General features: G+C 48.5%; 13 protein-coding genes, 16 tRNA genes, 1 rRNA gene and 1 riboswitch. Of the genes, 19 read left to right on the forward strand and 11 right to left on the reverse strand.

Annotated elements, in window-relative coordinates; translation table 11 throughout:
- The 19 genes from GJB61_RS25725 to GJB61_RS25815 all read left to right on the forward strand — a co-directional run.
- Nucleotides 1-226, forward strand: a 23S ribosomal RNA gene (locus tag GJB61_RS25725); the annotation flags it as partial.
- A gap of 65 nt (nucleotides 227-291) precedes the next feature.
- Nucleotides 292-367: transfer RNA gene (locus tag GJB61_RS25730), tRNA-Asn, on the forward strand.
- 5 nt (nucleotides 368-372) lie between these two features.
- Nucleotides 373-465 (forward strand) — tRNA-Ser (locus GJB61_RS25735).
- A gap of 18 nt (nucleotides 466-483) precedes the next feature.
- Nucleotides 484-558 (forward strand) — tRNA-Glu (locus tag GJB61_RS25740).
- A 55-nt stretch (nucleotides 559-613) separates the two neighbouring features.
- Nucleotides 614-689: transfer RNA gene (locus tag GJB61_RS25745), tRNA-Val, on the forward strand.
- Between the two features lie 34 nt (nucleotides 690-723).
- Nucleotides 724-800, forward strand: a tRNA-Met gene (locus GJB61_RS25750).
- 4 nt (nucleotides 801-804) lie between these two features.
- Nucleotides 805-882: transfer RNA gene (locus GJB61_RS25755), tRNA-Asp, on the forward strand.
- Nucleotides 883-897: 15 nt separating this feature from the next.
- A tRNA-Phe gene (locus GJB61_RS25760) sits at nucleotides 898-973 on the forward strand.
- 19 nt (nucleotides 974-992) lie between these two features.
- Nucleotides 993-1,068 (forward strand) — tRNA-Thr (locus GJB61_RS25765).
- Nucleotides 1,069-1,073: 5 nt separating this feature from the next.
- Nucleotides 1,074-1,159: transfer RNA gene (locus GJB61_RS25770), tRNA-Tyr, on the forward strand.
- 5 nt (nucleotides 1,160-1,164) lie between these two features.
- A tRNA-Trp gene (locus GJB61_RS25775) sits at nucleotides 1,165-1,238 on the forward strand.
- A gap of 24 nt (nucleotides 1,239-1,262) precedes the next feature.
- Nucleotides 1,263-1,338 (forward strand) — tRNA-His (locus GJB61_RS25780).
- Between the two features lie 44 nt (nucleotides 1,339-1,382).
- Nucleotides 1,383-1,455 (forward strand) — tRNA-His (locus GJB61_RS25785).
- A gap of 22 nt (nucleotides 1,456-1,477) precedes the next feature.
- A tRNA-Gln gene (locus GJB61_RS25790) sits at nucleotides 1,478-1,551 on the forward strand.
- A gap of 7 nt (nucleotides 1,552-1,558) precedes the next feature.
- A tRNA-Gly gene (locus tag GJB61_RS25795) sits at nucleotides 1,559-1,633 on the forward strand.
- Between the two features lie 5 nt (nucleotides 1,634-1,638).
- Nucleotides 1,639-1,712 (forward strand) — tRNA-Cys (locus GJB61_RS25800).
- Nucleotides 1,713-1,731: 19 nt separating this feature from the next.
- Nucleotides 1,732-1,810: transfer RNA gene (locus tag GJB61_RS25805), tRNA-Leu, on the forward strand.
- A 477-nt stretch (nucleotides 1,811-2,287) separates the two neighbouring features.
- Nucleotides 2,288-2,390, forward strand: a riboswitch (purine riboswitch).
- A gap of 118 nt (nucleotides 2,391-2,508) precedes the next feature.
- Entirely contained in the window at nucleotides 2,509-3,921 is a 1,413-nt protein-coding gene (allB, locus tag GJB61_RS25810) for an allantoinase AllB (protein ID WP_154121909.1), read from the forward strand.
- A gap of 51 nt (nucleotides 3,922-3,972) precedes the next feature.
- The gene (locus tag GJB61_RS25815) at nucleotides 3,973-4,533 is read left to right on the forward strand and encodes a cysteine hydrolase family protein (protein WP_154121911.1); all 561 of its coding nucleotides are present in this window, start codon (nucleotides 3,973-3,975) and stop codon (nucleotides 4,531-4,533) included.
- Between the two features lie 80 nt (nucleotides 4,534-4,613).
- Here the strand turns inward: GJB61_RS25815 and GJB61_RS25820 are convergent, their stop codons facing one another.
- The 11 genes from GJB61_RS25820 to GJB61_RS25870 form a co-directional block, all read right to left on the reverse strand.
- The gene (locus tag GJB61_RS25820; RefSeq protein WP_154121913.1) at nucleotides 4,614-5,237 is read right to left on the reverse strand and encodes a DUF1989 domain-containing protein; all 624 of its coding nucleotides are present in this window, start codon (nucleotides 5,235-5,237) and stop codon (nucleotides 4,614-4,616) included.
- A gap of 13 nt (nucleotides 5,238-5,250) precedes the next feature.
- Nucleotides 5,251-5,934 carry a cyclase family protein gene (locus GJB61_RS25825; protein ID WP_154121915.1) on the reverse strand — a complete coding sequence of 228 codons (684 nt, stop codon included), beginning with the start codon at nucleotides 5,932-5,934 and terminating at the stop codon, nucleotides 5,251-5,253.
- Between the two features lie 101 nt (nucleotides 5,935-6,035).
- Nucleotides 6,036-7,850: an adenine deaminase gene (ade, locus tag GJB61_RS25830; protein WP_154121917.1), complete on the reverse strand. Its 1,815-nt coding sequence runs from the start codon at nucleotides 7,848-7,850 to the stop codon at nucleotides 6,036-6,038.
- A 3-nt stretch (nucleotides 7,851-7,853) separates the two neighbouring features.
- Nucleotides 7,854-8,135, reverse strand: coding sequence for a EutN/CcmL family microcompartment protein (locus tag GJB61_RS25835; RefSeq protein ID WP_154121919.1), 282 nt, complete (start codon nucleotides 8,133-8,135; stop codon nucleotides 7,854-7,856).
- Nucleotides 8,136-8,151: 16 nt separating this feature from the next.
- Nucleotides 8,152-8,895 (reverse strand): hypothetical protein, encoded by a 744-nt coding sequence (locus GJB61_RS25840; protein WP_154121920.1) that lies wholly within the window; start codon nucleotides 8,893-8,895, stop codon nucleotides 8,152-8,154.
- Between the two features lie 14 nt (nucleotides 8,896-8,909).
- A complete protein-coding gene (locus tag GJB61_RS25845; protein WP_019908484.1) occupies nucleotides 8,910-9,191 on the reverse strand; it encodes a BMC domain-containing protein in 282 nt (93 codons plus the stop codon).
- 19 nt (nucleotides 9,192-9,210) lie between these two features.
- Nucleotides 9,211-9,651, reverse strand: a complete 441-nt coding sequence (locus GJB61_RS32315) for a BMC domain-containing protein (RefSeq protein ID WP_276568322.1) — start codon at nucleotides 9,649-9,651, stop codon at nucleotides 9,211-9,213.
- Nucleotides 9,652-9,653: 2 nt separating this feature from the next.
- A complete protein-coding gene (locus GJB61_RS25855) occupies nucleotides 9,654-10,673 on the reverse strand; it encodes a hypothetical protein (RefSeq protein WP_154121922.1) in 1,020 nt (339 codons plus the stop codon).
- A 40-nt stretch (nucleotides 10,674-10,713) separates the two neighbouring features.
- Nucleotides 10,714-10,980: a BMC domain-containing protein gene (locus GJB61_RS25860; RefSeq protein ID WP_154121923.1), complete on the reverse strand. Its 267-nt coding sequence runs from the start codon at nucleotides 10,978-10,980 to the stop codon at nucleotides 10,714-10,716.
- Between the two features lie 210 nt (nucleotides 10,981-11,190).
- On the reverse strand, nucleotides 11,191-12,534 hold the full coding sequence (locus GJB61_RS25865; protein ID WP_154121924.1) for a UbiD family decarboxylase: 1,344 nt from the start codon (nucleotides 12,532-12,534) through the stop codon (nucleotides 11,191-11,193).
- A 2-nt stretch (nucleotides 12,535-12,536) separates the two neighbouring features.
- Nucleotides 12,537-13,091: a UbiX family flavin prenyltransferase gene (locus tag GJB61_RS25870; RefSeq protein ID WP_154121925.1), complete on the reverse strand. Its 555-nt coding sequence runs from the start codon at nucleotides 13,089-13,091 to the stop codon at nucleotides 12,537-12,539.
- Nucleotides 13,092-13,248 lie beyond the last annotated feature (157 nt).

The raw sequence follows: 13,248 nt of genomic DNA on the forward strand, positions 1-13,248 counted from the left end.
CGGGATGGACGTACCGCTGGTGCATCAGTTGTTCCGCCAGGAGCATGGCTGAGTAGCTACGTACGGACGGGATAAGCGCTGAAAGCATCTAAGCGTGAAGCCCCCCTCGAGATGAGATTTCCCAATTTAGTAAGACCCCTTGAAGACGACGAGGTAGATAGGTTGGAGGTGGAAGTGCAGCAATGCATGGAGCTGACCAATACTAATCGGTCGAGGGCTTATCCTAAACAAGCAAGAACGCAGATTCGATTCGGATTCAGTTTTCAGGCGATTCAAGCTTGAAATGAATTTTCCCTGATAGCTCAGTTGGTAGAGCACTCGACTGTTAATCGAGTTGTCACAGGTTCGAGCCCTGTTCGGGGAGCCACATATGGAGAGGTGTCCGAGTTTGGCCGAAGGAGCACGATTGGAAATCGTGTAGGCGCCACAAGCGTCTCGAGGGTTCGAATCCCTCTCTCTCCGCCATATATTTATTAAGACTAAGGCCCGTTGGTCAAGGGGTTAAGACACCTCCCTTTCACGGAGGTAACATGGGTTCGAATCCCATACGGGTCACCATTTTTCACTTGATTTTACTTCGTGAAATTTGGTATGATAACAATTGTTCTATTATGGAGGCTTAGCTCAGCTGGGAGAGCATCTGCCTTACAAGCAGAGGGTCGGGGGTTCGAACCCCTCAGCCTCCACCATATTTTTATAACAATCTAGTTGTATAGCTAATGACGCGGGGTGGAGCAGCCCGGTAGCTCGTCGGGCTCATAACCCGAAGGCCGCAGGTTCAAATCCTGCCCCCGCAACCAATTTGGAACCGTGGTGTAGTTGGCCTAACATGCCTGCCTGTCACGCAGGAGATCGCGGGTTCGAATCCCGTCGGTTCCGCCATTTTTAATTTTTTATGGCTCGGTAGCTCAGTCGGTAGAGCAGAGGACTGAAAATCCTCGTGTCAGCGGTTCGATTCCGTTCCGAGCCACCATATTTTTACACAGCAATACGCCGGTGTAGCTCAACTGGTAGAGCAACTGACTTGTAATCAGTAGGTTGGGGGTTCAAGTCCTCTCGCCGGCACCATCCTTGGAGGATTAGCGAAGTGGCCAAACGCATCAGACTGTAAATCTGCTCACGTGAGTGTTCGGTGGTTCGAATCCATCATCCTCCACCAGTTTTAGGGGCATAGTTTAAGGGTAGAACAACGGTCTCCAAAACCGTTGGTGTGGGTTCAATTCCTGCTGCCCCTGCCAATACAATTTTTGAAGTTAAATATGGCGGTCGTGGCGAAGTGGTTAACGCACCGGATTGTGGTTCCGGCATTCGTGGGTTCGAGACCCATCGGTCGCCCCATTTTCTTTAAAATGAACTATTGGAGATTAATTAAGTATTGTATGGCGGTCGTGGCGAAGTGGTTAACGCACCGGATTGTGGTTCCGGCATTCGTGGGTTCGAGACCCATCGGTCGCCCTTTTTACTTTTAAATTTACATTGGGGTTTAGCCAAGCGGTAAGGCAACGGACTTTGACTCCGTCATCATAGGTTCGATTCCTATATCCCCAGCCATTTTTTTGCGGACGTGGCTCAGCGGTAGAGCATCGCCTTGCCAAGGCGAGGGTCGCGGGTTCGATTCCCGTCGTCCGCTCCATTTGTGGCGCCATAGCCAAGCGGTAAGGCAAAGCTCTGCAAAAGCTTTATCCCCAGTTCGATTCTGGGTGGCGCCTCCAAGTTATTTTATATGTATATGCCGGCGTGGCGGAATGGCAGACGCGCTCGACTCAAAATCGAGTGGGAGACCGTGGAGGTTCGAGTCCTCTCGCCGGTATCATGAAAAAGGTGTAAAAGATTTGCTTGTAAAAGCGATCTTTTACACCTTTTTCTCATTTCAGGCTTTTTGAAGAGCTATTTAGATAATTAGTTGAGGGCGTGGAAGTGACTATTGTCGCTGCAGATCGATAAACATTTTTTTATGAATAATTACTGTCTCCACATCATAGCTATTCTGGAATACGAAATTTCTAACTAAACAAAAGAACTGGATGTAATTTCTATTGCTACATTAATGATTTGTGTACTGAATTAATATTCTGCTAATAACTTAATGGAGGAGATTGCTCTATCAATTAATGTCAGATGAGAGATTTGAGTTATATAACATTACATAAATTCGACTATTCATTGACAAATAGGTTTTTGATATTGACGCAAAGCCTTGAGATGGTATGATGTAAGTAATAAAAGGAGTTATATCCTTGAATTGTGTTAATAAACATTACATTAAACTTATTTACTCCCAAGTAAATGGGTTAACAAAATAAGCTCTTGTATAAGCTCAGAGATCGGTTTGAGCGTTTCGACCAGGCGACCGTAAATTGCCCCAGGCTACAAGAGGTATAGGATAGTTTGCTGTTCAAACTGCAGATTTTTTGCTTTTAGAACGTATAGCTTCTGTCGTATGCCTTTTGTGACCCGGGTTTTTTTGTTGTGCTTAAAATCAAAATATAAAAGAAGAGGTGTGTATTGATGAGTTATGAATTGATTATTAAGAATGCAAGTATTCCCCAAGGTGACAGACAGGTATTGACCGACATTCTAGTGGATAAAGGTATTATCGTTGGGTTTGCCAAAGATATTGACGCTGGGACAGCAGAGGTTATCGACGCTAAAGGAATGCTTGTGCTGCCGGGTGTTATTGACTCACATACACATTTTAATGACCCTGGATTTACACATCGGGAAGACTTTGTTACTGGAACAAGCAGCGCCGCAGCGGGTGGAGTTACGCTCATTATCGACATGCCTTGCTGTAGCGTGCCTTCGGTCCGTTCGGTGGATAATTTGCATAATAAGCTCAATGCCTTGGAGGGTAAAGGAGTTATCGACTATGCGATGTGGGGTGGCGTCACTGGTGAGGATGTGCGGAACGATGTACTGAACATCGTCAAGGAGCAGGCGGCAGAGGGTGTAGTAGCATTTAAGGTATACATGACCCCTTCCGTTCCGACCTACCCGCGTGTAACTGATCCGGAAATGCTGGAAGCCTTCTATGCTGTGGCTGAAACTGGAATGCCAATCGGCATTCATGCCGAGAATTTTGCGATTTGTGATTTCTACACGAACAAGTTGAAAAAAGAAGGACGTATGGACTACCCTGCTTGGGCGGAAGCGCGTAAAATTCTGGCAGAAAAAGCAGCAATTCAGCTCGGTATCAGCTTCTCTGAGGAGTCAGGAGCCCGCCTGCATATTGTGCATATGAGTACTGCTGCAGGTAATGAACTGATCAAGGCAGCAAAGATAAAGGGGCTTAAAGTGACAGCGGAGACTTGCCCGCATTACTTGACGCTGAATGCAGTTGACGCGATGACCGAGTTCGAGGCATTTGCGAAGATTGCGCCTCCGCTGCGCCGTACGGAAGATAACGAAGCTTTGTGGCAGGGATTGGTTGATGGAACCGTCGACTTCATGGCTACTGACCATGCACCGTATGAGATCGCCACTGAAAAGGATGCTCCGGGCATGGATGTCTGGACCTCTTTTCCAGGGATACCAGGTGTTGAAACTTTGGTTCCAATCATGATCAGCGAAGGCTTCAACAAGGGCAGATTGAGCCTTTCCCGGCTGGTAGAGGTGCTCTGCACCAATCCGGCGGTTCATTACGGTCTGTATCCGAAAAAAGGTGCTATCGAAATTGGAGCAGACGCCGACTTTACAATTGTTGATCTGGAGAAGGAATGGACCCTGGATAAGGAAAAAATGCACTGCAAGCCGAAATATACTCCTTTTCACGGGATGAAGCTTAAAGGTAAAGTCGATAAAACGATTGTCAGAGGCACGTTGGTTTATGATGATGAACTTGGTGTGGTAGGTAAACCAGGCTACGGGGAGTTTGTGAAACGCCAGACCATTAGTGAGCTTCCGCGTCTGTTGAAATATTAAGTAGTTCTAGTTAGAACATTTAGATATGCACTTGAGAGGAACGTGACTGCTATGGGCAAACACGCCGTAGTTATTATTGATATGTTAAATGATTTTATTAGCCCAGAGGGTGCACTTTGTTGTCCGAATGGCGAGAAGATTGTACCGGCAATACAGGAATTAATCGAATTTAGCCGTGAGAATGATATCCAGATCATCTTTGTGCAGGAGGCTCATCGGAAGAACGATGCGGATTTCAGAGTGAGACCGATTCATGCGATCAAAGGAACCTGGGGCTCCGATTTCATTCCAAGTCTGACTCCGCAGCTCGATAAGGGCGATTACATTGTGCAAAAAAGACGCCACAGTGCCTTCAGCTACACGGATATGGACCTGTTCCTCCGTGAAGAGGGCATTGATACTGTAGTTGTCACTGGTGTATGGACAAATGTATGTGTCCGTTCAACAGCGTCAGATGCGATGTACCATACGTATAAGGTGATGTGTATCAGCGACTGCTGCGCTTCAAAGGATGAAGATATGCACGTATCCGGTCTGCGGGATATTGGTATCTTTGGAGAAGTCTTAACGCTTGAAGAATATAAAGCAAGGAACACTGTCGTCAGGGGCTAAGCATTCATATTGTATATGAGGGGTTTAAAGAAAGCTCCTGCGACAACGGGTTATCCCGTGTTGCAGGAGCTTTTTCTAAGTTATACGGGCTTTGATTCTATGATCTGCATTTTGAGCGACGTTACGTTGTAAGCATTAACAGGGGCTAGGTCCTGAGAACAGGAGGAGAGGGCTACGATAACATCTGTGAGGGCAAGTAAAGCGACATAATCCCCTGGCTTGGATAAAGGCTCTTCAATCACATAATCCAGGTTCTCGTCGAGGGCGTTATTCATGAACCAGTTGATGGGGTCAGGGATTTCTTTGTGGCCAAGCTGATATTTACCGAGCGCTTTTTGTAAATTGTCGTGGCAGTTGGGATGCTCTTCTAGTCCGAAATCAACCTTATAGCGATAATAGTCGCAGGCTGGAAAAAAGAAATCATGCCGTCCTACGGTATCATGAGCCAGCTGCATTAGGGGTCTTCGGTAATTGCTGTAAAGGCCGTCACCTTGTTTAAGTCTGATGCTGCTGAGCGACGATCTCATATGAATTGGCGATACATGCTCCTCGGGATTCTCCGCATTAAAGCAGACGAAATCACCTACCTGCTTGCCTTCCACATCTATGATATAGAGCGTCTGCCCTTTGCGAACCCGCGCACTTCTTCCTTCATAAGCAGGTACGATGATTTCCTCAATTACAGTCTCATTTCTCACTGTCATTCACCTGATTTCCTTATTCTATGAACACAGCTACAGCTCGGATAGGGGAGCCTGTGCCTTTGCGGATTTTGAGCGGAAGTCCGAAATACAGGAAACGCTTCTGTGCTATTTTATCGAGGTTGCATAAATTTTCGGTATTGGTCATTGCATATTCCCTGCAGATTAAATGTCCGGAGAATCGTGGATCATCCGGATTATCGATGGAAGGGGCATCTACGCCGATATTTACGATACCTTGCTTGGCTAACCATTCCGCAGCCTCATAATCTAGACCGGTGTAGCGGGTCAACCATGCCTCTGTGCCGTAAGCCCGATTATAATGTCCGGTGTACAGCAGTACGATATCCCCTTTGTCGAGATGAAGATAACCCTTTTGTAAGGCCTGTTCTAGATCCTGGCGGGTAATGTAACTGTCCGGTGAGATATGGGAGACATCCAAACAGACGGCCGGTCCATAAAAATACTCCAGTGACATTTCATCAATCGTCTGTCCCTGTGGATCATATTCGTAGATGGCATCGCTATGGGTGGGGCCGTGCTCATTAATGAGCAGATTGTTCGTTGCAAATTCGAAGCCGAGTTTGTGTTTGCTCTCCTCATGGCTCATGTTGGGGAAGATCATCGTCTTCTGATGTGGAGGGAAGACCGGCATCCCCTGATAGATTTCCTGCGAGAGATCGACAACCTGAATGCCCATTTTATCACCTCTTAAAAGTTTTGGTAGCATAAGCTTCTGGAGATAACTTCGCAAAACTACCTCGAAAGCATACACTTAGTTTAGGTAGCATAAGCACAGATTTAGGCGAGTGTTGGCAGCACGGTGAAGGCATCGGCATCGATCAGGCCGATGTCGGTTATTTTCCAAGCTGGGCTGGTGACTAGTGAGAGGAAAGAAAGATGCATAAATGGTACATGCAGACTGCAGCCTAGCTCCTCACGGGCTAGCCGATGCAGCTCGGTAATCCGGCTGCTCATTTCCTTGCCAGTCAGTTCGTCGGTCATTAGCCCACCGATACGCAGCGGTAGATCTCCCACAACTTTACCGTCCGCAATCATGGCGATGCCTCCATCCATGGCGATAACCCGGTTTACGGCGGTTACCATATCAGCATAGTTCGTGCCTGTGACGATGATGTTGTGCGTATCATGTGCTACGCTCTCGGCGATCGCGCCTACTTTAAGCGTCATCCCGCGAACAAAGGTTTTACCGATCTTACCGCTGCGTCCATGACGTTCGACTACGAGCAGGGGGAGAAGGTCGTCTGCGACTGAAGGCAATACGATATTATCCTTGACGGAAGCGGTATAGATTCCAGCTCCGGTCAGGTTTTGATCTGGAATAACCTCAATGGTCCGAATCTGTACGGTGCTATGAGCGCCTTCAGCAGAGATTTGCAGATCCTCCAGCTTGACAGGTTTACGCTTAACGGACTTTTTGACAGAAGCGGGATAAATATAAGAGGGGATATCCCGAGTGAGCTCGCCGTTCTCGGCGATTTTGACTCCGCTAATATACACTTGCGCTATCTTCATCTGGGTTAAATCGCTGATCACGGCGATGTCGGCTTTTTTGCCTGGGGCTAGCAGGCCAATATCATCAAAGCCAAAATGTGTAGCTGGGTTAATGGTGACCATTTGGATAGCCTCTACTGGATCAATGCCTACGGCTATCGTTCTACGAACGATGTCATTCATGTGACCGTATTTCAGTAGATCCTCGGGAACCATATCATCGGAGACGAGGATGGCCCGCCGTGAATCCATTCCTTCCTCGGTTATGGCCCGAATGCATTCAGCCATATTGCGCTGAGAAGAGCCTTCACGCATAAATACACTGACCCCGTAACGCAGCTTTTCCATCATTTCTTCTTTCGTTGTCGTCTCATGGCAGGAGATATGGCCGCCCCCACAGATGATATGGGCAGCAAGCTCACGTCCGAATAATCCGGGCGCGTTACCTTCTATGCTTTTGCCAATAGCTTTGGCGTAAGAGACGGAGGCAAGCAGATCATCGATAAGATAGGGCGCATTGCGGTATACCGGATGGACATTGCTGAAGCCTTGCAGCTCGCCGATTCCCTGCACATGGTCATCATTCAGCAGTTCCTGCATATCCTTGGAGCTAATATCCGCACCGGCAGTCTCCAGACCAGGTACATCCGGCGTGAGACAGGGGACGGTGAATAGAACACGGTTCGGCAAGGTTTTGGCTTCTTCAATCATCGCTTTCATTCCCGGGACTCCCAGTACATTCCCTATTTCATGCGGATCTGCCACCAATGTGGTTGTTCCTGTTGGAATGGACAATTTGGAAAATTCAGTTACGGTGAGCATCGCGCTTTCGAAATGCATATGAGAATCAATAAAGCCCGGACTAATAAATTTACCACGCATATCTTCAATAACGGTAGCAGGGCCAATCAGCTTCTCTGCTTGGCCTACAAGTAGAATCCGGTCGCCTTTTATAGCCACATCGCCTTCGTATATTTCCCGTGTCACTACATTTATGATATAGCCGCCTTTAAGTACGAGATCGGCATGTACCGTGTCGGAGAGCAGAACATCGATCATCCGCCGCCGCTGAATCGCATCTTTGATATCTGTCGTTAGCATATGTTATGAACCTCCCGCCTTGGCGCAATCCACACTGTCTACAATACCGACAATAGCGGCATCAATAGGGGCATTCAGATGTGACGTCGCCCGTGAAGCCACGCTGCCGACTACGAAGATGATCGTTTCGCCAATTCCGGCACCCACCGTATCGACCGCAATGATTGTTGCTCCAGAAGGTGTATTGTCCGGGTGAATAGGCTGAACGACCAGTAGTTTGGCGCCAACCAGTGTCTCATCCTTTCTAGTTGCGACGACGTATCCGATAATTAGTCCCAGCTGCATGTGATTGTCACCTCTTCTATTTAAATTGAAGCTCTATTCCGTATTCTCTGGCCATATCTGCGGCAAGTGGAGTGATTACGGCATGTCTGCTCAATACAATACTTGTTCTGTCCAGCTTCAGTGCGGAGCGGATATCCTCTGCGGTTAGTACCTGTTTCTTGAGTGGCGCTTTCGCAGAGGACAGCCAGTTCCCGACTTTATCCGGTTCGAGCAGCTTAATGCCGAAGCTTTCTATTTTGCTAACCATAGCCAACATCTGCTCTTTCAAAAACGGACTGGCCTGCGAGAGACCCTGCTCACCCCAGCGATAATGTCCTGGTTCTGCCCCTAGCGTTAATGCACCGACTGGTATTCCTGCACAAAGGGCCGATACTATTAATTGTACGAATGGATGTCCGGTATCCAATTGGGTGAGACGGGACAACAGGGATAGCGAAAGCACGGGTATGAATAGGACATCTGCCTCGGTGGGAGAGAGGAGTGGGGAGTTGGTCGGATGTATAATATCGTCAACTCCTGACTGCGCTACAATCTCTTCGAGGGTCATCGTGTGGAGCAAATGATCTTCTACCCATAACCGCAATCTAACATTGCTTGCTCCCAGCTTTCGAATAGCCGCGAACCCTTCCTCCATACCGATGAAATGATTAGCCAGCAGCGTTAAGACTTGGGGATAGTCTTTTTTTAACTCTGCTGTTCTGGAGCCGTAAGACAACCCTAACAGGATATTTGCAGCAACCGTGCTATGCCGGCTGTCCATGGTAACTAGTATTCCTATTCAATGCCTTTGGACAGCAAGGCGCGTTCAACTTCACTATGTGGTCTTGGAATGACATGTACCGATACCAGCTCCCCGACCCGTTTGGCTGCTGCTGCGCCTGCATCGGTTGCTGCCTTTACAGCACCTACATCCCCACGAACCATAACTGTGACGAGACCAAAGCCAATTTTTTCATAACCGCAGATTTCTACGTTTGCCGCCTTTACCATTGCATCTGCAGCTTCAATTGCCCCTACCAGACCTTTTGTTTCGATTAATCCCAGTGATTCTCCCATTATAAAAACCTCCATTAATTTAGTTTGGTTTGTCGTTTGAATCGTTTGATTCTGTTGAATCTGTTGTGCCAGGTGAAGCTGGTGAGGTATCAGACATATGCTCGTTGCCCTTAGTGAGCGGGTCAACGGTAGAGGAGACAATAACGGACTCGGAGGCGGTGTTTTCTTTTTTTAGTAAATACTTGGATAATATCTTGAGAGTTACATCCTCGTGAGCTTTAGCGATGACATGGGCGGAGATGACCTTGCCGACTCGTTGTGCTTCTGTCTTTCCAGCCTCAACGGATGCGTTCACTGCAGCAACATCACCGCTAAGATGAATGGTTACACCCAATGAACCGCCAACACCGATAACTTTCTCTACGGCAACCAGCCGCACATTTGCGGCCTTAAGTGCAGCATCTGCTGCAGAAACGGCGGTTGTGAACCCAAGGGTCTCGATTAATCCTAGCGCTTGCATGTTCAGTCCTCCTTCATCAGGGTCTTAAGCTCTGCCTCTACAGCGGTTATCTGGGCAGAAGTTCCGGTTACAGTTACATAGCTTTGCTCTGCCCGGATTTTCAGTCCAGCATCTGGACAACGATAGAGTAGTTGCTGCACCAGCCCGATGCTGTTCCAGCGTGAAGCGGCATCTACGACCACAATAGCTTCTTGTTGTCCTGCTCCCAAATGCTGACGAAGGAGAGCGGAGGGGGCCAGGCTGACGAATAACTGTACTCTGCGAGTAGAAGCGGCCTGTAAAAAATCAACCATTTCCTTGAGCTTGGCAGATACTTTGCGAAACTCATTGCTGAACAGCTTCAGCTCGAAACGAAGATCAGCTTCTCCCCAGTGAATCTCAGCCTCCAGCTCAGGATCATCTGCTAAAATCTTCTCTGCAGCAAATAGCTGTCCCGGTTGACAGGATCGTGCACTGATGACACCAGCTGCACTGTAATTTCGGCTGGTGATTCCCAGTAGAGGACGAAGCGCAGTACGGATATCCGGAAAGATCCAGGCGTCAATATCCCCCACAGTTGAGAGCCGGAAAGGTTTAGAGGTCTCGGGTGTATTGAGTTCAGCCCTTATAGGTGAACTTCCAGGTGAACTAACCTCCACGTTCTTGTGCGACAGGGTGCGCAGTAGCAATGGAGAAAAACAGCGTTCGACAAAATCTTGAGTATGGAGTGCTCCACTAGTTGAGCTCGTAGGACTGCCGGAGTTGGTAGAAATAGTGTTGCTACCACTGCTTATAGAGTTACCTAGGCTACTGGAATTGCCAGATTTGTTGGAATGGTTGGAACTGCTGGAGCTTGATGCAGCAATAGTACCGGCAATTAAGGCCAGCCGTTTCGCAGCTTGCTCTTTCTGGTAATTGGTCCGTTTGACTGTCAGCTCTGGCTTGCTATAATCCGCAGGATGGGCCGGAGTAATACCGGAAATAGGAATAGTATGGTTTCTTTGCAATACCTCGGAAACAATATTTCTCATAAAATCGGACAAGTGAAATCACCTCCTTAGAGAACCTTTTGTTTAATTTTGTTTAGTAAAGCATTTTGGCCAGATCCGGATGCGGGCGCGGAATGACATTTGACGAAATGAGCTCCCCGCCGGTTCGCGCATAAGCAGCAACGCCAGCTTCAACCGCTGCTGCGACAGAGGCGACATCGCCTTCGACGATAACTGTCACCAAGCCGGAGCCAATCCGTTTGAAATCCACCAGCTTAACATTTGCTGCTTTGCACATGGCATCGAGCGCTTCTAATGCTGGTGTCAGCCCCCGTGTCTCAATCAATCCGATTGCTTGCATAATCCACCTCCTTAAAAGCTTTGCGCAGCAAAGCTGGCTTCGAAAGCATAAGCTTAAAGTTTTGCGGAACTTTACATCTTCGAGTAGGACTGTGCAGCAAAACTGCTTCGAAAGCATAAGCTTAGATTTGTGAGCATCACTTCATCGAATCATCTTCGTACAAAACTACATCGAAAGCATAAACTTAGTTTTATGAGCAGTTGCTTAATCTTATAAATAGTTCGCCAGCTCAATCTCATCCTGTCCAGGAATATGAGTCCTGAGGTAGTGCTCCACTTGCGATAAAGGGTAGGTAGCATCGATGCCCATCTTGGCAGTGACCCCGCGAAGATTGTGGGAAGGTTCCAGCGGAGAACCCTTGGCGCCAGGGACAATGAACAGATCCAGATCGGCTTGAACCCGGGTGGCGATGGCCCACTCGACATCCAGCGGATTCAAGAGATCAACATCTTCATCGACGACTACGACATGCTTCAGATCCTTGTCACCGGCGAAGGCAGCCAGCAGAGCGGTTTTACCATCACCTTCGCTGACTTTGCGAATCCTAACAACCGCATGGTAACGTCCTACGCCACCCATTGTGATATGAACATCCTGAACGGTAGGTACAACCTGCCGGATGGAGCTGATTAAGGCTACCTCGCGGGCAATAGCCATCGGCAGTTTCTCTTCATAGCTGGCGGGGAGGATAGTCTGCCATATGGCATGGTTCCGGTAGGTGACGGCGGAGAACTCTACCACTGGCTGTTCCGAACGCGGTCCATAGTATCCGCCAAGCTCTCCGAACGGTCCTTCGGGCACGCGAATCCCAGGAAGAATCCGCCCCTCGAAGACAACCTCTGCTTCGGCCAGAACCTCAAGATTAACCGTCTTGCAGGGAACCACGGTAAGTGCCTCACCGAGCAGGGCGGAGGCAACATCTAGCTTATCTACATGAAACAGATGTGTGCTGACCTGGGAAGCCAGAACAACAGCCGGAACGATGCCGAACATAAAAGCGACTTCCAGCGGCTCACCTCGCTCTTCAAACTCTTGGTATTGTTGAAATAATTCGGGTGAAGAGATTAGAATGCTGGTCCGGTTGCCATTCAGCAGCTGCATCCGCCGGATGGACGTGTAACGCGTCTGTCCATCTCGTCCCTTGACGACCATGACTCCTGAAACGTAATAAGCACCGCTGTCCAAAGCATGATAAGTGCATACAGGAAAGTGATCCTGCAAGTTAAGCTGGCCGGTAATAACGTTATCATGGACTGGAGCGTGCTCCACTTTGCGGGTCGAAAGTGGATGGACGACGGCTTCGATAAGCCGGGGCAGCAGCTCAGCAGGCTGCATATCCATGCTCTCAGCCATCAATTCTTTGGAGCCGCCAAGCCCAACAGTCATAGGGACGTTATATCCCTTGACCTTCTCAAACAGCAGCGGCTGCGCACCTTTTACTGCTTTGACTACTGCCCCAAGCTCGAAGCGGGGATCTACTTCTCTGCGTACCCGCAGCAGCTTTCCGTTCCTCTCCCAATGCTCCAACAATTGTCTGATATTCAGCGCTGCCATCTTTAAGCTTCACCCCATCTTTTCATTAACTGATGTTCGATTCCCAAAGCATCGAGCACGCGGGCATTCATGAAATTCACCAGTTCCCAGATCTCTGTGGGATGATTGTAGAATCCCGGTGAGGCGGGCATGATGTCTGCTCCCGCACGGGCAACCCTAAGCATATTCTCCAAATGAATCTGATGGAGTGGTGTTTCGCGGGGCACGATAATAAGCCTGCGTTTTTCCTTCAGCACCACACTGGCCGCACGGCTCAGGAGAGTATCTCCCATCCCATTGGCGATGGCGCCAAGGGTGTTCATGGAACAGGGGATAATGACCATTCCGTCAGTTTTGAATGAACCGCTGGCCACAGGTGCGAACAAATCGTTGTTTGGCAGCACCGTCGCATACTCTGCAATTTCGGCCATGTCGATGCCACATTCATATTTGAGCACATTCTCACCAGCGCTAGTGGCGATAACATAGGTGTCAATGCCCAATTGATGCAGGCTGCGAATCAGGGAATAGCTGTATATGGCTCCGCTTGCTCCTGTAAGAGCGACTATAATTCTCATGAGTGTAGCCCTCCTTTAGAAAAGGTAATGGTCGGGATTCTGCATAAAAAAACAAAAAGGAAGCCGTTGACATAGAGATGTTCTCTAATCAACGGCTTCCTTCAGTCTGTAAACAGAAATCGGGCGAACCTTATTTATGTGGCAGCTCATCAGGATG

It is taken from the genome of Paenibacillus monticola (assembly GCF_009664975.1).
GTDB classification, from domain to species: Bacteria; Bacillota; Bacilli; order Paenibacillales; family Paenibacillaceae; genus Paenibacillus_AQ; species Paenibacillus_AQ monticola.

Coding starts and splice junctions, on each gene's coding strand:
- allB (WP_154121909.1), top strand. CDS start 2,509: ATGAGTTATGAATTGATTATTAAGAATGCAAGTATTCCCCAAGGTGAC.
- GJB61_RS25815 (WP_154121911.1), top strand. CDS start 3,973: ATGGGCAAACACGCCGTAGTTATTATTGATATGTTAAATGATTTTATT.
- GJB61_RS25820 (WP_154121913.1), bottom strand. CDS start 5,237: ATGACAGTGAGAAATGAGACTGTAATTGAGGAAATCATCGTACCTGCT.
- GJB61_RS25825 (WP_154121915.1), bottom strand. CDS start 5,934: ATGGGCATTCAGGTTGTCGATCTCTCGCAGGAAATCTATCAGGGGATG.
- ade (WP_154121917.1), bottom strand. CDS start 7,850: ATGCTAACGACAGATATCAAAGATGCGATTCAGCGGCGGCGGATGATC.
- GJB61_RS25835 (WP_154121919.1), bottom strand. CDS start 8,135: ATGCAGCTGGGACTAATTATCGGATACGTCGTCGCAACTAGAAAGGAT.
- GJB61_RS25840 (WP_154121920.1), bottom strand. CDS start 8,895: ATGGACAGCCGGCATAGCACGGTTGCTGCAAATATCCTGTTAGGGTTG.
- GJB61_RS25845 (WP_019908484.1), bottom strand. CDS start 9,191: ATGGGAGAATCACTGGGATTAATCGAAACAAAAGGTCTGGTAGGGGCA.
- GJB61_RS32315 (WP_276568322.1), bottom strand. CDS start 9,651: ATGCAAGCGCTAGGATTAATCGAGACCCTTGGGTTCACAACCGCCGTT.
- GJB61_RS25860 (WP_154121923.1), bottom strand. CDS start 10,980: ATGCAAGCAATCGGATTGATTGAGACACGGGGGCTGACACCAGCATTA.
- GJB61_RS25865 (WP_154121924.1), bottom strand. CDS start 12,534: ATGGCAGCGCTGAATATCAGACAATTGTTGGAGCATTGGGAGAGGAAC.
- GJB61_RS25870 (WP_154121925.1), bottom strand. CDS start 13,091: ATGAGAATTATAGTCGCTCTTACAGGAGCAAGCGGAGCCATATACAGC.